19 protein-coding genes are annotated in these 18,876 nt (G+C 67.6%); 10 read left to right on the forward strand and 9 right to left on the reverse strand.

The genetic code is table 11. The features are described 5' to 3' along the window. Nucleotides 1-12 precede the first annotated feature (12 nt). From ACQKJZ_RS05180 to ACQKJZ_RS05190, 3 genes are read right to left on the reverse strand one after another with little or no spacing between them, the layout of a single operon-like run. Entirely contained in the window at nt 13-873 is an 861-nt protein-coding gene (locus tag ACQKJZ_RS05180; protein WP_427730228.1) for a S1/P1 nuclease, read from the reverse strand. Nucleotides 874-884: 11 nt separating this feature from the next. Next, nucleotides 885-1,811: an isoaspartyl peptidase/L-asparaginase family protein gene (locus ACQKJZ_RS05185; protein WP_427730229.1), complete on the reverse strand. Its 927-nt coding sequence runs from the start codon at nt 1,809-1,811 to the stop codon at nt 885-887. Between the two features lie 42 nt (nt 1,812-1,853). After that, on the reverse strand, nt 1,854-3,020 hold the full coding sequence (locus ACQKJZ_RS05190) for an acyltransferase family protein (protein WP_427730230.1): 1,167 nt from the start codon (nt 3,018-3,020) through the stop codon (nt 1,854-1,856). Between the two features lie 60 nt (nt 3,021-3,080). Between ACQKJZ_RS05190 and ispG the strand changes: the two genes are divergently transcribed. From ispG to ACQKJZ_RS05215, 5 genes are all read left to right on the forward strand, one after another. Further along, nucleotides 3,081-4,208 carry a flavodoxin-dependent (E)-4-hydroxy-3-methylbut-2-enyl-diphosphate synthase gene (gene ispG / locus ACQKJZ_RS05195; RefSeq protein WP_183951510.1) on the forward strand — a complete coding sequence of 376 codons (1,128 nt, stop codon included), beginning with the start codon at nt 3,081-3,083 and terminating at the stop codon, nt 4,206-4,208. 57 nt (nt 4,209-4,265) lie between these two features. Continuing rightward, on the forward strand, nt 4,266-4,688 hold the full coding sequence (locus tag ACQKJZ_RS05200; RefSeq protein WP_427730231.1) for an NUDIX hydrolase: 423 nt from the start codon (nt 4,266-4,268) through the stop codon (nt 4,686-4,688). Beyond that, nucleotides 4,685-4,999: a hypothetical protein gene (locus tag ACQKJZ_RS05205; RefSeq protein WP_427730232.1), complete on the forward strand. Its 315-nt coding sequence runs from the start codon at nt 4,685-4,687 to the stop codon at nt 4,997-4,999. The genes ACQKJZ_RS05200 and ACQKJZ_RS05205 overlap by 4 nt, the downstream gene beginning before the upstream one ends. 70 nt (nt 5,000-5,069) lie before the next feature. Further along, nucleotides 5,070-5,963, forward strand: coding sequence for a DMT family transporter (locus ACQKJZ_RS05210; protein ID WP_427730233.1), 894 nt, complete (start codon nt 5,070-5,072; stop codon nt 5,961-5,963). Beyond that, nucleotides 5,960-6,439 carry an N-acetyltransferase family protein gene (locus ACQKJZ_RS05215; RefSeq protein ID WP_427730234.1) on the forward strand — a complete coding sequence of 160 codons (480 nt, stop codon included), beginning with the start codon at nt 5,960-5,962 and terminating at the stop codon, nt 6,437-6,439. The genes ACQKJZ_RS05210 and ACQKJZ_RS05215 overlap by 4 nt, the downstream gene beginning before the upstream one ends. A gap of 414 nt (nt 6,440-6,853) precedes the next feature. Here ACQKJZ_RS05215 and ppa read toward each other — a convergent pair whose 3' ends face one another. The 3 genes from ppa to ACQKJZ_RS05230 form a co-directional block, all read right to left on the reverse strand. Next, a complete protein-coding gene (ppa, locus tag ACQKJZ_RS05220; protein WP_007406515.1) occupies nt 6,854-7,432 on the reverse strand; it encodes an inorganic diphosphatase in 579 nt (192 codons plus the stop codon). 112 nt (nt 7,433-7,544) lie between these two features. Beyond that, on the reverse strand, nt 7,545-9,473 hold the full coding sequence (locus tag ACQKJZ_RS05225; RefSeq protein WP_427730235.1) for a M61 family metallopeptidase: 1,929 nt from the start codon (nt 9,471-9,473) through the stop codon (nt 7,545-7,547). 80 nt (nt 9,474-9,553) lie between these two features. Beyond that, the gene (locus tag ACQKJZ_RS05230) at nt 9,554-10,225 is read right to left on the reverse strand and encodes a DUF1345 domain-containing protein (protein ID WP_427730236.1); all 672 of its coding nucleotides are present in this window, start codon (nt 10,223-10,225) and stop codon (nt 9,554-9,556) included. Nucleotides 10,226-10,420: 195 nt separating this feature from the next. Between ACQKJZ_RS05230 and ACQKJZ_RS05235 the strand changes: the two genes are divergently transcribed. The 5 genes from ACQKJZ_RS05235 to ACQKJZ_RS05255 all read left to right on the forward strand — a co-directional run bounded on the left by ACQKJZ_RS05235 (nt 10,421) and on the right by ACQKJZ_RS05255 (nt 15,609). Then, nucleotides 10,421-11,029: a cysteine hydrolase family protein gene (locus tag ACQKJZ_RS05235; protein WP_427730237.1), complete on the forward strand. Its 609-nt coding sequence runs from the start codon at nt 10,421-10,423 to the stop codon at nt 11,027-11,029. A gap of 48 nt (nt 11,030-11,077) precedes the next feature. After that, nucleotides 11,078-12,400 (forward strand): histidine--tRNA ligase, encoded by a 1,323-nt coding sequence (hisS, locus tag ACQKJZ_RS05240; protein ID WP_427730238.1) that lies wholly within the window; start codon nt 11,078-11,080, stop codon nt 12,398-12,400. Beyond that, complete coding sequence (gene prfA, locus ACQKJZ_RS05245; protein ID WP_183951500.1) at nt 12,397-13,470, forward strand: peptide chain release factor 1; 1,074 nt, start codon at nt 12,397-12,399, stop codon at nt 13,468-13,470. Before hisS ends, prfA begins: the two co-directional genes overlap by 4 nt. Before the next feature lie 201 nt (nt 13,471-13,671). Next, nucleotides 13,672-14,484 carry a peptide chain release factor N(5)-glutamine methyltransferase gene (gene prmC, locus ACQKJZ_RS05250; protein WP_427730239.1) on the forward strand — a complete coding sequence of 271 codons (813 nt, stop codon included), beginning with the start codon at nt 13,672-13,674 and terminating at the stop codon, nt 14,482-14,484. A 267-nt stretch (nt 14,485-14,751) separates the two neighbouring features. Then, complete coding sequence (locus ACQKJZ_RS05255; protein ID WP_427730240.1) at nt 14,752-15,609, forward strand: DUF4167 domain-containing protein; 858 nt, start codon at nt 14,752-14,754, stop codon at nt 15,607-15,609. A gap of 63 nt (nt 15,610-15,672) precedes the next feature. On the opposite strand, the gene ACQKJZ_RS05260 is transcribed toward ACQKJZ_RS05255, so the two are convergent. The 3 genes from ACQKJZ_RS05260 to ACQKJZ_RS05270 are packed head-to-tail and all read right to left on the reverse strand — an operon-like array spanning nt 15,673 to nt 18,475. Continuing rightward, a complete protein-coding gene (locus tag ACQKJZ_RS05260; protein WP_183951497.1) occupies nt 15,673-15,951 on the reverse strand; it encodes a hypothetical protein in 279 nt (92 codons plus the stop codon). Between the two features lie 44 nt (nt 15,952-15,995). Continuing rightward, nucleotides 15,996-17,474, reverse strand: coding sequence for an oligosaccharide flippase family protein (locus ACQKJZ_RS05265; protein WP_427730241.1), 1,479 nt, complete (start codon nt 17,472-17,474; stop codon nt 15,996-15,998). Then, the gene (locus tag ACQKJZ_RS05270) at nt 17,471-18,475 is read right to left on the reverse strand and encodes a glycosyltransferase family 2 protein (RefSeq protein ID WP_427730242.1); all 1,005 of its coding nucleotides are present in this window, start codon (nt 18,473-18,475) and stop codon (nt 17,471-17,473) included. Before ACQKJZ_RS05270 ends, ACQKJZ_RS05265 begins: the two co-directional genes overlap by 4 nt. Nucleotides 18,476-18,876: the final 401 nt, after the last annotated feature.

The following is an 18,876-nucleotide window of genomic DNA, read 5'->3' on the forward strand; positions in this document are numbered from 1 at the left end:
GCGACCCCGCCTTCACCCCCGAAACGCGCCGTTCAGCAGCTTGGCCAGCCGCAGCCCGCCGCGCTTGATCTGTTCGCGTTCGACCGGGGCCATCGCCTCAATCGCGGCTTCGTCCATCCGCATGTGCGCCGGCGTCGGCTGGCACGCATCGCCGCCCATCGCGGCGGCATAGGCGCGCTTGGCGATCGCCCAGTTCTCGCGGCTCCAGGCCATCACGCCGCCCGTCGCCTCGCGCCGCTGCTCGGCCAGCGGATAGCGGCGGACCAGCTTGGGCGGGGTCGAGATCGCGCGCTCGGCCAGCAGCCCGTCCCACACTGAATGCAGGTTCAGGCGCGGCGTGGCGTAGATGCCGTAATCGACGCGGGTATCGTTGCCGCCCTTGTCGCCCTTGTCCCCGGCATGCAGCGGCTGGTGCAGGTCGCCGACGAAATGGACGAGGAAGGCGAGCGCCATCACCCGGTCCTTCTCGCTGGCACGCTTGTCCTTCAGGATCGCGAGCTGGCGCGGGATCTGCGCCGACACGCAATCGCCGCTGTCGCAGGCGGGCGGCTGGCGGAAGGGCTGGCAGATGTCCACATTCTGGTAATGCCAGCTATAGGCATAGCCGAAGCGCGACTTACCGGCGTCGTCCTTCAGCGGCTTGACGCAATCGGGCCAGACGCTCGCCTCCTCGATGGTGCGAACCGGGCAGGTCGGCGTGTCGAGCTGTGCCTGCGCGCGCAAGATCCGGCGAATTTCAGTGCGGGCATGGGGGGTGATGTTGGCCCAGGCGATCGCCGCGACGGTCTCGTGACCATATTCCCAATAGGCGGCGGCGGGCGAGGGCAGGAGGGACGCCGCGATCAGCGCGGCGAACAGACGCAAGTACTTCATGTCGTGGGGCTTTATCCCTCGTCGGCGTAGATCGCCACCCTGTGTTCGCCTCCACTCGTCGCACGGCCGCGATACATACCCGTCGTGGTCATGCTCCAGGCGATCGTGCCGTCGGGCGCGGCGACGATGGTGCCGCCGGTCCCGCCCAGGTCGCGCACCTCGGCCAGCACCGCGTCGGCGGCCTGCTGGACGCCCTCGCCGGTGAACCGGCGGCGCGCGGCGATCTCATGCCCGACGCCGACGCGGATGAAGACCTCGCCCGAGCCGGTACAGGACACCGCACAGGCGCGGTCGTCGGCATAGGTGCCCGCCCCGATCAGCGGCGAATCGCCGATCCGGCCCCAGCGCTTGCCCGTCACGCCCCCGGTCGAGGTGGCGGCGGCGACATGGCCCCGCGCGTCGCAGGCGACCGCGCCGACCGTGCCGTACTTCATGTCGCTGTCGAACGCGTCGGCCCCGCGCGACAGCAGCTCGTCGAGCTGGCGGCGGCGCTCGTCGGTGTGGAACCAGGCGGGGTCGACCTGTTCCAGCCCCTGTTCGAGCGCGAATCGATCCGCGCCCGCCCCCGCCAGCAGGACATGCGGGCTGGCGGTCATCACCGCCCGCGCCAGCGACACCGGGTTGCGGGTGCGCGTGACGCCGGCGACCGAACCGGCGCGGCGGTCGCGCCCGTCCATGATCGCCGCGTCCAGCTCGTTGGTGCCATGCTGCGTGAAGCAGGCGCCGCGCCCGGCGTTGAAATGGGGATCGTCCTCCAGCACCCGCACCGCCGCCTCGACTGCGTCGAGCGCGTTGCCTCCGGCCGCCAGCACCGCCGACCCGGCCTTGAGCGCGGCATCCAGCCCTGCGCGTGCGCCGGCATCCTGCTCCGGCGTCAGGACGTCACGCGTGATCCGGCCCGCGCCGCCATGGATGACCAGCGACCAGGATGCGGACATGGGGATACTCCAGAATAGACGGGGAAAGTCCCGCGCCCCCTATCAGATCGCCCGCCGGCTGCCATCCCCCGGCCGCAACCCGATCAGCGGGCGCAGCCACCGCACCTGCCGGCCGATCAGGTAGAACAGCCAGCATCCCACCACCGTCGCGACCATCAGGATCAGCGCGTCGAGCGCCAGCGGCAGGCCGGCGCGGTGCAGCGCCAGCGCGACCAGGATGATGATCGTCTGATGGATCAGGTAGAAGGGGAACACCGCCTCGGTCAGCGTGCGGCGCCAGGGGTGGTCGCGGTTCCAGAAGCGTTCGGCGATACCGATCAGCGCGACGACCGCCATCCATCCCTGCACCGCGCGGGCGCCGGCGAAGATATTGCCCACCCCGGCGGGCGCACGTGCCATGCCCGGCCAGCGCAGCTCCAGCCCCGCCGCGACGCCATAGCTGATCAGCGCGATGACCCCGGCGACGATCCACCCCCGGCGAAAACTGTCCAGCACCCGTTCCGACCCGGCCATGCCGAACCCGAACAGCAAGGCGGGGAAATAAAGGATATGCGCCAGCCCGTCGTCCAACAGGCCATGCGTCTCGCTCTCGCCCGGAAACCAGTGGATATCGACCAGCAGCAGCCAGGCGACGGGCAGGATCACGCCGCCCCATCCGCCGAACACCCGGTCGAACAGCCGCTGGCCCGCGCGGCCCCAGCGGCCGGCGACCGCCAGCATCAGCGCGATCGCCATGGTATAGACCCAGAGATAGCCGACGAACCACAAATGGTTCCAGGCAGGCGACGGCACCACCCCGCCGATCCGCCCGAAGCGCAACCAGTCATGCACCCAGAAGGTCCAGTAGCTGCCCGGATAGCCATATTTGCTGACCAGCTCGGCCCAGATTTGCGGCGGCACCAGCACCACGACGCCAAAGGCGAGCGGCACCAGCAGCCGGATGCTGCGCCCGCGCGCGAAGCTGAAAATGGTCGGATGCCGTACCGCCAGTGCGCGGGTGGCATAGCCTGACACCACGAACAGCAGCATCAGCCGCCAGGGATTGCTCGCCAGCATCGGCACCGCCACCCAGGGCAGCCGCGCAAGCTGCACATGATAGCCCCAGGGCACGAACACCATGCCGATATGGTACAGGATCAGGATGGCGAAGGCGCCGATGCGCAGCCAGTCGAGGCCGTAATGGCGGGGTATGGGGGCGGCGGCGGTCATTTGCGGGTCTGGTACAGCACTGACTTTGAACCGCAACGCGCTTGCGCGTATATAGGGCCCATGTCCATTCGTCCCTGGCGTGATATCGCCCGTCGCCAAAGCCGTCAGATCATGGTGGGCAATGTGCCCGTGGGCGGCGACGCGCCCGTCACCGTGCAGACCATGACCAACACGCCGACCAGCGATCCGGTCGCCACGATCAACCAGATCCGGCGCTGCGAAGAGGCGGGGGCGGACATCATCCGCGTCTCCTGCCCCGACACCGACTCGACCGCGGCGCTCGCCAAGATCACCAAGGCGGCACGCGTGCCGATCGTCGCGGACATCCATTTCCACTATAAGCGCGCGCTGGAGGCGGCCGACGCGGGCGCCGCGTGCCTGCGCATCAATCCGGGCAATATCGGTTCGTCCGAGCGCGTCGCCGAGGTCGTCCGCGCCGCCAAGGCCAATGGCTGTGCCATCCGCATCGGCGTGAATGCCGGGAGCCTCGAAAAGGACCTGCTCGAAAAATATGGCGAGCCGTGCCCCGAGGCGCTGGTCGAATCGGCGCTCGACCATATCAAGCTGCTCCAGGACCATGACTTCCACGAATATAAGGTCGCGGTGAAGGCCTCCGACGTCTTCCTGGCGGTCGCGGCCTATCAGGGGCTGGCCGAGGCGACCGACTGCCCGTTGCATCTGGGTATTACCGAGGCGGGTGGGCTGATCGGGGGCACGGTCAAGTCGTCGATCGGTATCGGCTCGCTATTGTGGTTCGGGATCGGCGACACGATCCGCGTCTCGCTCTCGGCAGAGCCGGAGGAAGAGGTGCGCGTCGGCTTCGAGATCCTGAAGGCGCTGGGTATCCGCAATCGCGGCGTACGTGTCGTCTCCTGCCCGTCCTGCGCGCGCCAGGGCTTTGACGTGATCCGCACCGTGCAGGTGCTGGAGGAGCGGCTCCAGCATATCCGCACGCCCATGTCGCTGTCGGTGCTGGGTTGCGTGGTCAATGGCCCGGGCGAAGCGCGCGAGACCGATATCGGCGTGACCGGTGGCGGCAACGGCAAGCACATGGTCTATCTGTCGGGCCTGACCGATCACACGGTCGAGGATGCCGATATGGTCGACCATATCGTCAAGCTGGTCGAGGCCAAGGCCGCCGAACTGGACGCGGCCGAGGCCGCCAAGGCGGCGATCGCGGCGGAATAGGTTTGGGCGCCGCCGGACGGGCTTGCGGGTCGCGGACGGATGGATAGCATCGGTGCCATGGGCGCATCCGCATCCCGCACCATCACCATCGCCGCCGCCCTGATCCGCGACGATGCCGGTCGGCTGCTGTTGGTACGCAAGTCCGGCAGCCGCTGGTTCATGCAGGCGGGCGGCAAGATCGAGCCCGGCGAGACGGCGACGGCGGCGTTGCGGCGCGAACTGGTGGAGGAAATCGGGCTGTCCCTCGACGAAGCGCGGTTGCGGCCGGTCGGGCGATTTCGCGCACCGGCCGCGAATGAGCCGGGGTGCCGGGTCGACGCCACCGTCTTTCTGATCCGCACCGATCATGTCCCACGCCCCGCCGCCGAGATCGCCGAGGCGATCTGGGTCACCCCCGACGAGGCGCTGGCTCTGCCGCTGGCTCCGCTCTTGCGCGATCATCTGCTGCCGCTGCTACCCCAGCTGGCGCCATGCGCGTGAGGCGCGGAGTCGGCATCGCGATGCTGTGGCTGACCGGTCTGGCGGCCTGCGCCACGCCGGTGGGCAAGCCGGTTCTGAGCCGATCGGCCTTTCATCGCATGGCGCGCACCTGTGGGGTGACGCCGACCGACTATCGGCGCGGTCATGGGCATTTGCCGCACGTCGCATTTCTTTACCGCGATGCCGCCGGGCAGACCGATGTCCGCGCCGCCCCCAGCGTCGCCTGCATGGACGCAAGCCTGAAAGCCTATCGCTACGCGTATTTCAGCCCCATGGCCGATCCGCCGGAGCCGGACCTGCCGCCGCCCTGATCCGCAGTCATATCGGATGTTCCCGCAGGGCGCTGCGTCGCGCTAAGGGAGCGGCCATGAGCCTTTTCGCATGAGCCACCGGACATCGCCCGCCACCGCTTTCGCCGTCGCGGCGGCAGGCATCGCCATCTATTCGGTCATGGACACGATCATGAAGCGCCTGTCGATCGACATCGGCGCCTATAGCGCGGTGCTGTGGCGATCCTGGGTCGGGGTGGCGATCATGACGGCGGTCTTTCTGGCCAAACGGGGGCGCTGGCCGGGGCGGCATGCGCTGACCCTGCATATCGCACGCGGGGCGACTGGCGGGCTTTCGGTGGTGCTGTTCTTCTGGGGACTGGCACGGGTGCCGATGGCGCAGAGCGTGGCGCTGACCTTCCTGTCGCCGCTGATGGCGCTGTTCCTCGCCGCGCTGACGCTGGGCGAGCGCATCCGGCGCGCGGCGATCCTTGGCTCGCTGATCGCGGGCGGGGGCGTGCTGGTGATCGCGGCGGGCGAGGTGCAGGCCCGGGCCTCGGCCGAGGTGGTGCTGGGGTCGCTGGCGATCATCCTGGCCTCGGTCCTCTATGCGGTCAGCCTCGTTTTGCTGCGGCGGCAGGCGCAGGCGGCGGGGCCGGTTGAAGTCGCGCTGTTCACCATGCTGGTCATCGCGGTGCTGATGACGCCCGCCGCGCCCTTCGTCGCGGCCTGGCCCGCCATGGCGCAGTGGCCGTCGATCGCGATCGCGGCGGCGCTGGGCAGCATCTCGGCATTGCTGCTCGCCTGGGCCTATGCGCGGGCGGAGGCGCAGGTGCTGGCGCCGGTCGAATATACCGCCTTCGTCTGGGCGGCCTGTCTGGGCTATGCGGTGTTCGGCGAGCATGTCTCGCTGTTCACCCTGGTCGGCGCCGCGCTGATCATCGCCGGCTGCGTGGCGGCGGTGCGGCGGCCGGGACCGGGGCCGCAGAGCGAGGCAGGATTATGACGACCGATATTCGACCCGCCACGCCCGCCGATGTCGCGACGATCCTGGGCTTCGTCCGCGAACTGGCCACGTTCGAGCGCGAGCCCGACGCCGTCGCAGCGACCGAGCCGATGCTGGCCGAGGCTTTGTTCGGAGCCGATCCGGTGGCCGAGGCAGTGATCGCCGAGCGGGGCGGCGTTCCGGTCGGCTTCGCGCTGTTCTTCCGCAACTTCTCGACCTGGACCGGGCGGCCGGGGCTGTATCTGGAGGACCTCTATGTCACGCCGTCCGCGCGTGGCGGCGGGGTGGGCAAGGCGTTGCTGATCCATCTGGCCGGCATCGCGCGCGACCGGGGCTGGGCGCGGTTCGAATGGTCGGTGCTCGACTGGAACACGCCTGCGGTGGAATTCTACCGCGCGATGGGGGCGCGAGGAATGAAGGAATGGACCGTGCAGCGGGTTTCGGGTGAGGCTTTGGAGAAGCTGGCGGGGCGGTAATTTCGTTCGCGCAGAGACGCGGAAACGCGGAGGTGTCGGGACTTGAGGCTTGCCTCGTTCCTTCATCTCGGCTGATTGAGGGGGGGACTCCGCCAACAACGGGCGAGTCACCTCCGCGTTCTCCGCGCCTCCGCGCGAACCATATCTTCTTTGCCGCCGCACATTCCACGCCCCGTTCAGCCTGAGCGTAGTCGAAGGCCAAGGGATGACCTCTCCTCCAGCTCCGGGATTGCCCTCCCCCAACCCAGTTTCAGGTAAACGATGCGCCGCATCGTTTAGGTCATGCCGGGGGCATGACCGACCTGAAACTCGTCTGCGGGAGGGGAGCAAGAAGAAGGGCCACCGCTGACGTTCAACGAAAAACGCCCCGGTGCGGGTGGCACCGGGGCGTTTCCAAAACCAAAACCGGGACGCTTATTCGCGGCCGGGCACGTCGTGGTCGTGCGGCTCTTCGCCCTTGGCCTTGGCGTCCTCGTAGCGCTCGATCGCCTCGACGACGATGCGGCGGGCTTCGTCGCGGTCGCCCCAGGTGCCGATCCGCACCCACTTCTTCTTCTCCAGGTCCTTGTAATGGGTGAAGAAGTGCTCGATCTGCTGGAACACGATCTCGGGCAGGTCATCGCGACCGCCGACATTCGAATAATAAGGGAAGGTCGAGTCGACCGGCACGCAGACCAGCTTCTCGTCGCCGCCGGCTTCGTCTTCCAGGTTCAGGACCGCGATCGGACGCGCGCGGACGACGCAGCCCGGGATGAACGGCGTGCGCGACACGACCAGCGCGTCGAGCGGATCGCCATCGGGCGACAGCGTGTGCGGCACGAAGCCGTAATTCGCCGGATAGCGCATCGGCGTGTGCAGGATGCGGTCGACGAACAGCGCGCCCGACGCCTTGTCGAACTCATACTTCACCGGCTCGCCACCGGTCGGCACCTCGATCACGACGTTGATGTCGTCGGGCGGGCTCTTGCCGACGGGAATGAGATCGATACGCATCGGTCAGTCTTTCTTTGCCAATGACCGGAAAACATCTTCCGGTGGAAAAACAATGGCGGGCGCGATAGCGCAACCCGCCATGGCCTGTCGATAGATGTCGGTGAAGACGCGCTCAGCGCGCCTTCAGCAGACGATCCAGCCCGGTCTCGCCGGTGCCGACCTTTTCCAGGCGCGGATAACGCGGCCCGCCGGTATAGTTCAGCGTCACGTCGCGGAAGCGATCCTGGTTCTTTATCACCAACTTGACCGGGTGCGCCGGATCCTTGGCCGCGACGATCGCCGCCTTCAGCCGGTCGGCCGAATAGGCCTCGCCATTCACCGCCTGGATCTGCGTGCCGACATCGATGCCCGCCTTGAACGCCGGACTGTCCCAAATCGAACTGGTCACCTCGCCGCTGTTCGACACGATCATGCCCAGCGAATAGCTGACATTGGTGCCGTTCTTCTCGCCCTGCTTGAAGGTCGGGGTCGGCGTGTCGGTATAGACCAGCTTGTAGCCGTTCATCGCGAAGCCCTGGATCGGGGCGGGCTGGCCGGTCTCGGTGATGCGGCGGTTCAGGAACGTTGCCCAGTCATAGGGGACGATTCTATTCAGCGTCGCGGCGACGTCGTCGAACGTATAGGTCACCTCGCCCCAGTCGCCGTCGCGGATGCCGAAGAACGCCTTGGCGAAATCGTCGATCGACTTGGTGCCGTTCGACTTCTGGCGGAGCATCGCATCGACCTCCATCCAGACCATCAGGCCCTCGTTGTAATAATCCTCCGACCGCTGCCAGCTGGTCCAGCCCTTGGGCTTGCGCGAGGAGATGATGGGATCGTTGGTGGTGTCGAGCAGGTTGCGCCACTGGCGCGCCGGCGCGGTGTCGTAGATCGCCAGGATCGAGGCATACTGGTCCAGCGTATCCTGCTTCGACACCATGCCCGACCGCGCCTGAAGCACATAGCCCCAGAACTGCGTCTGGCCTTCATAGACCCAGAGCAGCGAATCGCGCATCGGCGCGCGATAATCGGGCGTCCACAGGTCCGCGCCGCGCCGGAACTTGCCGTCCCAGCTATGGGTGAATTCGTGCGGCAACAGGTTGCGACGGCCCGGCCCGGCATCCCATTCGGTGAAATAGCCCGGCGTCACGCCGTTCTCGGACGAGCGGTGATGCTCCAGGCCGATGCCGCCCAGCTGGTCGCTGATCGACAGCAGGAACTCGTAATGGTCGTAATGCTGCGCGCCGAAAGTCTTGACCGCCTGTTCGACCAGGCGGGTATGCGCCGCGATCTGCTCGGGCTTGGCTGCCAGTTCGCCGGGATTGTCGGCGAAGACGTTCAGCTTCACCTGCGGGGTCAGCGGGAAGACCTTGCCGTACTTGCCCGCCAGGATCGGCGAGTCGACCAGGATCTCGTAATTGGTCGTGTCATAGGTGTAGGTCGAACCCGATGCCTGCGCCGGCACCGCGCCCGCCGCGGTCCAGCCGGCGGGGAAGGTCGCGGTCATCTGGATCGGGATCTGACGGGTGTAATAGCCCGCGGGATACAGGCTGACCGAATTGGGCTGCAGCGAGATCATCGTCGGGGTGACGGCGATACGGCCCTGGTCGGGCTTGGTCGCCGACAGGAACTGGAACTCGACGTCCAGCGCCTGCGCGCCCGCCGGCACGTCGATGTGGAAGGCGAAGACATCGACCGGATCGCGCGTCCAGGGCAGGACCTGGCCATTGGCCTTGATGACCAGGCCGGCCAGCTTCTCGATCTCGCCGCGCGGCGAATGGGCACCGGGCAGCCATTTGGGGAACAGCAGCGCCATCGGCCCGGCCTTGGCGACCGGGATCGTCTCCTTCACGCGAAAGATGCCACGATCGGTGTCGGTCGCATCGACCATCAGCTTGATCGTGCCCGGATAGGGGGTGTCGACCGCATCGGGGATGGTGTTGACGAAGGGAGCCTGGGCGACGGGGGCGGAGTTGCCGGCGGGAACCTGGGCCATGGCGGCGGATGCGGTGGTGGCGAGCAGCGACGCCACGAGCAGGGAACGAAGAGGCAGGCGGATCATGGAAAGCCTTTTGCGGCGGAACGGAGATGGCGGCAGGTTAGGCACCCGATAGGCCAGTCGTCCAGACCCTTTTGCCTACCCTAGCTGCCACCGCCCAGTACATTGACCGTAAAGGCGATGACGCCCAGGTTGAAGACGAACGCCGCCAAGCATTGCCCGGTCACCACCCGTCGCATCCGGCGCGAGGCGATGGCGACGTCCGAGGTCTGGAAGGTCATGCCCAGCGTGACGGAGAAATACAGGAAGTCCCAATAATCGGGCTCGGCCGTGTCGGGAAATTGCAGGCCCCCGGCATCGCCGCCCGCCTTGTCCTTGTCGCCCGCGCTATAGAACAGATGCGCGTAATGCAGCGCATAGACGATGTTGGAGAACAGCCAGGCCAGGATCAGCGTGCCGACGACCAGCGCGATGGTGACGACGCTGCTGCGTCCCCGCAACTCGCCGCCGACCGCGACCAGCACGACGAACAGCACGATCCCGCAAAAGACGAGCAGCACGGCGCGATTGGCGTCGTTGCGCGCGGCCCGCGCCCGCATCTTCGCGGCCTGTCCTTGTTTCAGCAGCGGCACCAGCGAGGCCAGGAAGAGAAAGGCGGCGAGATCGAACCCCGCCAATATGCCCCGCGTCATCCCGAACTGCGGAGACAGTATGAGGCTCGCCATGGCCAGGATCAGCGCGAAGGCCAGGAACCGCGGCGGCGCGATCCGCTCGCCGATACGGATTTGCAGGCGTTGCCAGCGGGATGTCGTCATAGCGCGCCTTGTGTGACGCGCGCGGCGGCGGCTGTATAGATATCGCGTGTCATCAGGGCCGACGCGCACACCGGCGATGTCCGGCATCGGTCGCCGCCCGGATGAGACGATCGGTAGCGGTGGGGGCGGCGAGGCGAGGGCGGTCGATGAGATGGATCAAGCCGTTCTGCAATCGGCCGTGACATCATGGCGGACATGACGATGCCGCCAGACGATTCGCCCGACAGCACGACCGCGCCCGCCTCCGCCGCGCTGATCATCATCGACATGATCAACGACCTCGATTTCGACGGTGGCGAGCAATTGCGCGAGCCCGCCGGGGCGGCGGCGCGGCGGATCGTCGCGCTGCGTGACGCGGCCGATCAGGCCGGCGTGCCGGTCATCTACGTCAACGACAATTTCGGCCATTGGCATTCGGAGCGTTCGTCGATCGTCGACCATTGCGACCGCGACGACAGCCCCGGCCGTGCGCTGATCGCCGCACTCCGGCCGCGCGACAGCGACTATTTCATCGTGAAGCCGCAATTCTCGGGCTTCTACGCCACCAACCTGCCGGTGCTGCTGCCGCAGCTGGGCGTGTCCCGCGTGATCCTGACCGGGGTGGCGGCCGATATCTGCGTGCTGTTCACCGCCGCCGATGCGCATATGCGGGAATATGATCTGTGGGTGCCGGGCGACACGGTCGCCAGCGAGAGCGACGAGCATCGCCGCTGGGCTCTGGAGATCATGCGGCATGCGATGTGCGCCGAAACCCGACCCACCGATGAATTGGCGCTGGCGGATTGGCTGTCCGGCAAGCCGTGATCGCACTCTAGCGCGAGGGGCTTCGCTACCCTAGATACCGCCACCTCTATGGCACGGATCGAAACCCCCAAGCGCGTGCGCGGCACGCAGGACATCTTCGGCGACGAGCAGCGCCGCTTTGCGCAGGTGCTCGCCACCTTCGAGCATGTCCACGGCCTCTACGCCTTTCAGCGGCTCGACCTGCCGGTGTTCGAGGATACGCAGGTCTTTGCCCGCTCGATCGGCGAGACGACCGATGTCGTATCGAAGGAGATGTACACCTTCCCCGATCGCGGCGGCGACCTGTTGACGCTGCGGCCCGAATTCACCGCCGGGATCGCACGCGCCTATCTGACCGAGGGGTGGCAGCAATATGCGCCGCTCAAGCTCGCGACCTCGGGCGCGGTCTTCCGCTACGAGCGCCCGCAAAAGGGCCGCTATCGCCAGTTCCACCAGATCGATGCCGAAATCCTGGGCGCGGCCGAACCGGCGGCGGATGTCGAGCTGCTGGTGATGGCCGACCAGTTGCTGCGCGAACTGGGCATCGCCGAGGGCGTGACGCTGCAGCTCAACACGCTGGGCGATGCCGAGACGCGTGACGCCTGGCGCGACGCGCTGGTCGCACATTTCGAGGCGCATCGCGATCAGCTGTCCGAGGACAGCTTGGTGCGGCTGGAGAAGAATCCGCTGCGGATCCTCGATTCGAAGGACCCGCGCGACCGGCCGATCGCCGATGCCGCGCCCGACATCGACGCCTATCTGACGCCCGAGGCGCGCGCCTTTTTCGAGGCGGTGACGGCCGGACTCGATGCGGCGGGCGTCGCCTGGACGCGCAATGCGCGGCTGGTGCGGGGCCTCGATTACTACCGCCACACCGCGTTCGAGTTCGTGACCGACCGGCTGGGCGCGCAGGGCACCGTGCTGGCGGGCGGTCGCTATGATGGCTTGGTCGAGTCGCTGGGCGGCCCCGCCACGGCGGGCGTGGGCTGGGCGGCCGGGGTCGAGCGGCTGGCGATGCTGCTCGACGAGCCTGCCAAGCCGGTCATCGACGCGGTCGTGGTGCCGATGGGCGCGGCGGCGGAGCTGCGCGCGACCGGCCTCGTCGCCGAACTGCGCCGCGCGGATATCGCCACCGACATGGCGTTTCGCGGCAATATGAAGCGTCGCATGGCCAAGGCGAACGACCAGGGCGCCCGCTATGCGCTGATCCTGGGCGATGACGAACTTGCGAACGGCCAGGTGCAGGTCAAGGCGCTGAAGACCGGCGAGCAGGCGACCGTCTCGCTCGACGTGGCGGCGCAGAGCCTGGCCGACCTGTTGTTCGAGGACGAGATCGCCGAGGATCATGGCGAGCAGCTTCCTCCATTGGCGCAGCGTCTGACCCCGCGATGAAGACCATCTCGGCCGAGCGCATCGCGCAGATCGAGGCGCGACGCGACGAACTTCAGGCGATGATGGCGACGGGCGACCTGCCTTCGGATCGCTTCGTTGCGGTGTCGAAGGAATATGCCGAGCTGGAGCCGGTCGCCAACGCCGCCGCCGAGGTGCGCCGGTTGCGGCAGGAGGCCGACAGCCTGGCGTTCATGACGCAGGACGGCGATGACGAACTGCGCGAGCTGGCGGCGGAGGAACTTCACGCCAACCGCAACGCACTGGCGGCGGCGGATCGGCATCTGGCGCTGGCGCTCTTGCCCCGCGACGCCGCCGACGAACGCGCCGCGATGCTGGAAATCCGCGCCGGGACCGGCGGCGACGAGGCGGCTTTGTTCGCGGGCGACCTGTTCCGCATGTACCAGCGCTATGCCGAGCGGCAGGGCTGGCGGGTCGAGGTCATTTCCGCCTCGGTGCCCGATACCGGCGGTTACAAGGAAGTCGTCGCCTCGGTTGCGGGCGCGGGCGTGTTCGCCAAGTTGAAGTTCGAGAGCGGCGTCCACCGTGTCCAGCGCGTGCCGGTCACCGAATCGGGCGGGCGCATCCACACCTCGGCGGCGACCGTCGCGGTGCTGCCCGAGGCGGAGGAGGTCGACCTCCAGATCGACGACAAGGACCTGCGCATCGACATCTATCGCTCGTCGGGCGCGGGCGGGCAGCACGTCAACACCACCGACTCGGCGATCCGCATCACCCATATCCCGACCGGACTGGTCGTGATCCAGCAGGACGAACGCTCGCAGCACAAGAACCGCGCCAAGGCGATGAAGGTGCTGCGGACGCGCCTCTATGAGGCGGAGCGCGAGCGGCTGGCGTCGGAGCGCGCGGGCGCACGGCGTTCGATGGTCGGCTCGGGCGACCGTTCGGAGCGGATTCGCACCTATAATTTCCCGCAAGGACGGGTGACCGATCACCGGATCAACCTGACCCTCCACCGCCTACCCGAGATATTGGAAGGCGAACTCGACGAACTGGTCGGCGCACTGCTCGCGGAGGATGAAGCCGAACGGCTCGCCGCGCTCGATGGGTGAGGGGGGGCTTCCCGGCATAGATGATGTTCGCGCGGAGACGCGGAGACGCGGAGGGGGCCAGCCCGCTGCGCCGCAGGCCCGCTATCTCCGCTGGTTGATGACGCCCAGGCTTTGCCCCATGCCAAACAGCTCCGCGTCTCCGCGTCTCCGCGCGAACCCATTTCTTTCAAGTTCCGGCTTTCGCCGGGATGAGACGGCGGCGTGACCGAGGCCCGCACCGCGCTCGCACAAGCTGCCGAGCGTTTCACCTTCTCCCCCACCGCGCGGCTTGATGCCGAGTTACTGCTCGCCCACGCGCTGGGAATCGAGCGCAATGTCCTGTTGCTCGACCTGACCCGCCCCGTCCCCGACGATTTCTGGTCGCTGGTCGAACGCCGCGCGCGCCAAGAGCCGGTCGCTTACATTACCGGCACGCGCGGCTTCTGGACGCTGGACCTGATGGTCGGCCCCGGCGCGCTGGTGCCGCGCGTGGACAGCGAGACGCTGATCGATGCCGCGCTTCGGCACCTCAAGGGCCGCCCACCCGCCACCCTGCTCGATCTGGGCACCGGGCCGGGCACGCTGCTGCTGGCCTTGCTCGACGAGTGGCGGGACACGAAAGGGCTGGGTGTCGACCGTTCGGCGGAGGCGCTGCGATACGCGGTCGCCAATGCCCAAGCCTGTGGCCTCGCCGACCGCGCGCGGTTCGTGCGCGGCGACTGGGCGAGCGGGCTGACGGGGCCGTTCGACTGTATCGTCACCAACCCGCCCTATATCGGCACGGCCGAGCCGCTCTCCCACGAAGTGCGCGATTACGAACCCGGAACCGCCCTGTTCGCCGGGTCCGACGGGCTGGACGATTACCGCCTGCTCGCCCCCGAACTGCGCCGTCTGCTCGCGCCCGGCGGGGCGGCGGTGATTGAGATCGGGCATGAACAGGCAGAGGCGGTGACGGCGCTTTTGGAAGCGCAAAATTTCACCGTCACCCTGCACCACGACCTGGGCGGGCGGCCCCGCGCCTTGCTCGCGCATTGAACATTCGCCGATGATGCCCCATATTTCACTTGAAGGACCCCGGTTTAACCCGCTAGAGCGGGTGCAGGGGCACGCGAACATCGGCACTCTTACCGTTTTTTCGGAGTCGTTGCTTCGGGCCGATGCCCATACCCTTCGTCATGCAGTCGCTGCTGTCCGGCGGCCGTGGCAAGCGCCTCCCGGGGCGCGAGAGCTTCGCATCGTGCGACACGCGCGCGGTGTCGGGAGAAGTGGACCTTGTTGGTTTGACGACTAAGGACGAACAGCTTGATCAATAATCGGCAGGCCGGCCGCCGTCGCGGTCGTGGCGGCAATAACAATGGTGGGCAGCGTCCGGGTGGCAATCCTGGTCGCCCCGACAATGGCAATCGCATCGACAATCGCGCGCGCGGCAACGCCAGCCAGCTGTACGAGAAGTACAAGAATCTGGCGGCCGAGGCGCAGCGCCAAGGCGACCGCGTCAACACCGAATATTATTGGCAGTTCGCCGATCACTATTTCCGGGTGCTGAGCGAAACCCGCTCGCGCTTCGAGGAACAGAATCAGCGCCGCCAGCGCGAGGAATCGCGCGACGACCAGTATGACGACGGCTTCGACAACGACGCCGAGGATTATGGCGACGAGGGTGATCCCATCCGCCCCGGCGAACAGCAGGGCGAGGTCGAACAGCCGCGCCGCGAGCGCCAGCCCAGGGAAAACCAACAGCGCGAAAACCAGCCGCGTGAGAATTATCAGCGCGACACGCAGCAGCGTGAGGATCGTCCGCGCCGCGACCGCGACGATCGCCCCCGGCGCGAGCCGCGCGAGGATCGCCGCCCGATGCGCGCCGAACAGCCCGTCATGGCCGAGGACGCCCAGCCGGCCATCGCCGCCCCCGCCATGAACGCGGAGGTCGTCGCGGCACCCCAGGCCGAGGAGGAAGCACCCCGCCGTCGCGGTCGTCCGCGTCGCGAACGCGCGCCCGAGGTGCAGGATGCCGGTGAGCAGAGCGTTGGCTTCGACGCCGATCGCCTGCCGCCCGCGCTCAGCGCCGCGCCGGAGGCCGACGCCGCACCGGAGGAAAAGCCCCGCCGTCGTCGCGTTCGCGCGGCCGCCCCGGTGGAGCCGGAGGCGGCGGCGGGCTGATCGCCCTCCATCCCTTCGAACGATGAAGGACCGGCCTCCGCGATGTTCGCGGGGGCCGGTTTTTTATGGCCGCCGGTCGACATCCTCGTCATGGCCGGTGCCCGAACTCAGGAACACCAGCCCCATCAGCGCGCCGGTCAGCATCACGGTGCCGCCGATCCCGCCGATAACCCCCAGCATCGTCACCCAGTTGAGCGGGCCATAGACATGCGCCAGCGCCATCATCGCCAGCGCCACGGCGATCGCGGCGGCCAGCGTCATCCACGCCATGATCAGCCGGAACCGCGCCCAGGCGAAGGCCGCCTGATCGGGATCGTCGAGACCGGAGGGGGGCGGCTGCATGACGCGACTATGGAACGCGCGCACCGTCCCGGCAAGCCGAGCGGTCAGATGCCGGCAGGTGCCCGTGGGCGGCGGAACCGCGTCCAGACCCCGCCGACGATCGCGTTGATCTCCAGCCGGATCGGGTGGCGCAGCGCATAGACCACCGCCAGCCACGCCAGCACTCCCGCCACCGCCGCGCCGGCGAGCAGCGTCAGCCCCACCGCGTCGGGGGCGGCGACCCAGCGATAGACGGCGAGCAGCGGCGCCACCGTCGCCAGCGCCGCGATCAGGCTCTGGAGATAGACGATTGCCATGCCCCGCCATGCGAAACCGGTCAGCCGCCGGATCAGCCCGACATAGAGCAGGAACCAGATCGCGCCGTAACCGATGCGCGAGGCCGCCGCTGCCTCCAGCCCCACCATGGCCCCCAGCAGCAGCAGTCCGATCGAGGCGACGGTATCGAAGATGTTGAGCACCACCAGCCGCCGGATCTTGCCCAGCAGGATGGGCAGCTCGACATGCAGCGGCAGCGCGGCAAAGAAGATCTGCCCGATCGCGATCCAGGCGAGCAGCGGCGCCACGCCTTCCCAGCGCGGGCCATAGAGCATCAGCACGATCGGCGTCGCGGCGGCGGCCAGGAACGCCATCGCCGGCCAGGTCGCCGCGCTATAGGCCGCGACCACCCGCTGATAGGGGGCGGCGAGGTCGGCACCGGTATCGCGCAACCGGGCGAAGGCGGGATAGAAGACGCCGTCGACCGCGCCGCTGACCAGCATCTGCAACTGCGCCGCCAAGCTGGAGGCGCGGCTGAACAGGCCGACGGCGGTCAGCGTCAGGACGCGACCGATGACCAGATCGGGGCTGCGCGTGCCGATCGCGCCGCTGATATGGAGGAGCGAGCTGTTCGAGCCGAAGCGCAGGATCGGTCCGACACCCTCCAGGCGCGGCGGGAAGGGGGGGCGTATGCCTGAGCGCCACTGGCCGATCAGCGCGCGCGCGACCTGCTGCGCCACCGCCGCCCAGGCGAGCGCGAACGCCGAATAGCCCGCCCAGGCCAGCCCCAGCGAGAAGGCGGCGTTGACGACCGCCGCACCGACATTGACCAGGAACAGCGAATAATAGTCCATCCGCCGCTGCAGCATCGCGCTCGGCACGATCCCGAACGGCACCACCAGATAGGAGCCGGCGATGATGACCAGCAGCGGCGTCAGCCGAACATTGTCGTAGAACCACGCCACCGGCCAGGCGAGCATGAAGATCAACAGCCCGATGCCGAGCGCAAAGATCAGCGACACTGAGAAACACGTCTCGACCTGCGCATCGGTCAGGTCGCGTTCGCCCGCGACGAAGCGGCTGATCCCGAAATCCTGAAGCACCGAGACCAGCATCGCCGCCGACAGCGCGATCGAATACAGCCCCATTTCGGGCGGGGTCAGGAAGAAGCGCGAGATCAGCACGCTGACCACGAACTGAATCGAAAAGGCGATATATTGCGACCCGATCGACCAGAGCGCCGCGCCGCGTATCGAGGATCCGCTCATCCCCGCGCCAGGGCCTTGGCGAGCCGCAGCGCGGCGACGGGCTTGCCGCTGCGTGCCAGCCGCGCCACGGCGCGCCACAGACCGGACACGCGCGCGGCCTGGTCCGATCGCGTCTCGCGCACATGCCCGGCGATCAACGGCAGGCCACCGCCGGCCAGCGAGTCGGGGTGATAGAGGATGCCGCGCACGACCTCGGCGCGAACCGTTCGGGCAACGCCGGGTCGGCCGAAGGCGGCGTCCAGCGCGTCGATGGGGGGCAGTTCGCGCCAATGCTCGGATGGATCGGGCCGCCCCGCGATCCGCTCGGCGCGAGCCAGGCGCGCGACCGCCGCGCCATAATGCTGCGCCAGGGCATGGCGGTGCGACACCTGCGTCGTCGAATAACGATACAGCAGCAGCCGTTCGGGCAGGTTGGCCATGCGCGTCCGCTCGTCCAGCCGCAGCCAGAGATCATAATCTTCGCAATGCCGATAGGCGGCGCGATAGCCGCCCACCTGCGTCACGAGCGACCGACACATCATGACCGAGGGGTGGCATAACAAGGGCCCCGCCTCCAGCGCGGCGTGAACGGCCTCCGCCTCGATGGGATGGTCGATGCTCCAGTCGGTACGCGGCTCGCCGGTCTCGGTGATGGGGATCACCCGCGTGCCGACCACGCCATGATCGAGATGCGCGTCGAGAAACGCGACCTGCCGGGCAAAGCGTTCGGGCAGCGCGACATCGTCACCATCCATCCGCGCGATATAGGCGCCACGCGCCTGCGCGATCATCAGGTTCAGGCTGGGGACCAAGCCATGATTGGCCTGGTGGATGGCGCGAACGCGGGCGTCGCGTGCGGCATAGGCGTCGATGATCGCACGGGAATCGTCGGTCGACCCGTCATTGACGATCAACAGCTCGAAATCCCCGAAGCTCTGCGCCAGCACACTGTCCAACGCGGCCGCCAGATAGGGACCGTTGTTGTAAACGCTCAAGGCGACGGTGATGCGGGGCGACGTCATGCTCGTATCATCGGCTCCTATAAGCGATCGCTAAACAGCCCCTTAAAGGCTGTCGGATAAAGGGGCGAATCCCGAATGACCGAAAGGTTCCCGAGCGGATCGGGCGGAATTCGTCCGGCAAGAGACTGAAAAGCGGAGGTTTTGGCAAATTTTACGGTTTCATGGCAATTTTTGTGTTGACCGCCGACGTGGCCCCGCCTAGAGGGGTTTCACCGCAGCGGTGGTCCACGGGACTGCCGGATGCAGCTACGACAGACTGGCACACTGAGCGCCCTGGGAACGGGGAGTGGTGGTGTTGCCGGTGATTTTGTTGTCGGGGCTCTTTGACATTGTAGGTTAGATGAAGGGACATGCGGGCGGCGGCTTGGCGGTTGTTCGGGGCATTCAAGGTGCTTCGAGAT

This window comes from Sphingomonas sp. NPDC019816, assembly GCF_050274375.1.
GTDB lineage: Bacteria > Pseudomonadota > Alphaproteobacteria > Sphingomonadales > Sphingomonadaceae > Sphingomonas.

Coding starts and splice junctions, on each gene's coding strand:
- ACQKJZ_RS05265 (WP_427730241.1), bottom strand. CDS start 17,474: ATGAGCGGATCCTCGATACGCGGCGCGGCGCTCTGGTCGATCGGGTCG.
- ACQKJZ_RS05230 (WP_427730236.1), bottom strand. CDS start 10,225: ATGACGACATCCCGCTGGCAACGCCTGCAAATCCGTATCGGCGAGCGG.
- ACQKJZ_RS05185 (WP_427730229.1), bottom strand. CDS start 1,811: ATGTCCGCATCCTGGTCGCTGGTCATCCATGGCGGCGCGGGCCGGATC.
- ACQKJZ_RS05190 (WP_427730230.1), bottom strand. CDS start 3,020: ATGACCGCCGCCGCCCCCATACCCCGCCATTACGGCCTCGACTGGCTG.
- prfA (WP_183951500.1), top strand. CDS start 12,397: ATGAAGACCATCTCGGCCGAGCGCATCGCGCAGATCGAGGCGCGACGC.
- ACQKJZ_RS05225 (WP_427730235.1), bottom strand. CDS start 9,473: ATGATCCGCCTGCCTCTTCGTTCCCTGCTCGTGGCGTCGCTGCTCGCC.
- ACQKJZ_RS05235 (WP_427730237.1), top strand. CDS start 10,421: ATGACGATGCCGCCAGACGATTCGCCCGACAGCACGACCGCGCCCGCC.
- ACQKJZ_RS05210 (WP_427730233.1), top strand. CDS start 5,070: ATGAGCCACCGGACATCGCCCGCCACCGCTTTCGCCGTCGCGGCGGCA.
- ACQKJZ_RS05200 (WP_427730231.1), top strand. CDS start 4,266: ATGGGCGCATCCGCATCCCGCACCATCACCATCGCCGCCGCCCTGATC.
- ACQKJZ_RS05260 (WP_183951497.1), bottom strand. CDS start 15,951: ATGCAGCCGCCCCCCTCCGGTCTCGACGATCCCGATCAGGCGGCCTTC.
- ispG (WP_183951510.1), top strand. CDS start 3,081: ATGTCCATTCGTCCCTGGCGTGATATCGCCCGTCGCCAAAGCCGTCAG.
- ppa (WP_007406515.1), bottom strand. CDS start 7,432: ATGCGTATCGATCTCATTCCCGTCGGCAAGAGCCCGCCCGACGACATC.
- hisS (WP_427730238.1), top strand. CDS start 11,078: ATGGCACGGATCGAAACCCCCAAGCGCGTGCGCGGCACGCAGGACATC.
- ACQKJZ_RS05180 (WP_427730228.1), bottom strand. CDS start 873: ATGAAGTACTTGCGTCTGTTCGCCGCGCTGATCGCGGCGTCCCTCCTG.
- ACQKJZ_RS05215 (WP_427730234.1), top strand. CDS start 5,960: ATGACGACCGATATTCGACCCGCCACGCCCGCCGATGTCGCGACGATC.
- ACQKJZ_RS05270 (WP_427730242.1), bottom strand. CDS start 18,475: ATGACGTCGCCCCGCATCACCGTCGCCTTGAGCGTTTACAACAACGGT.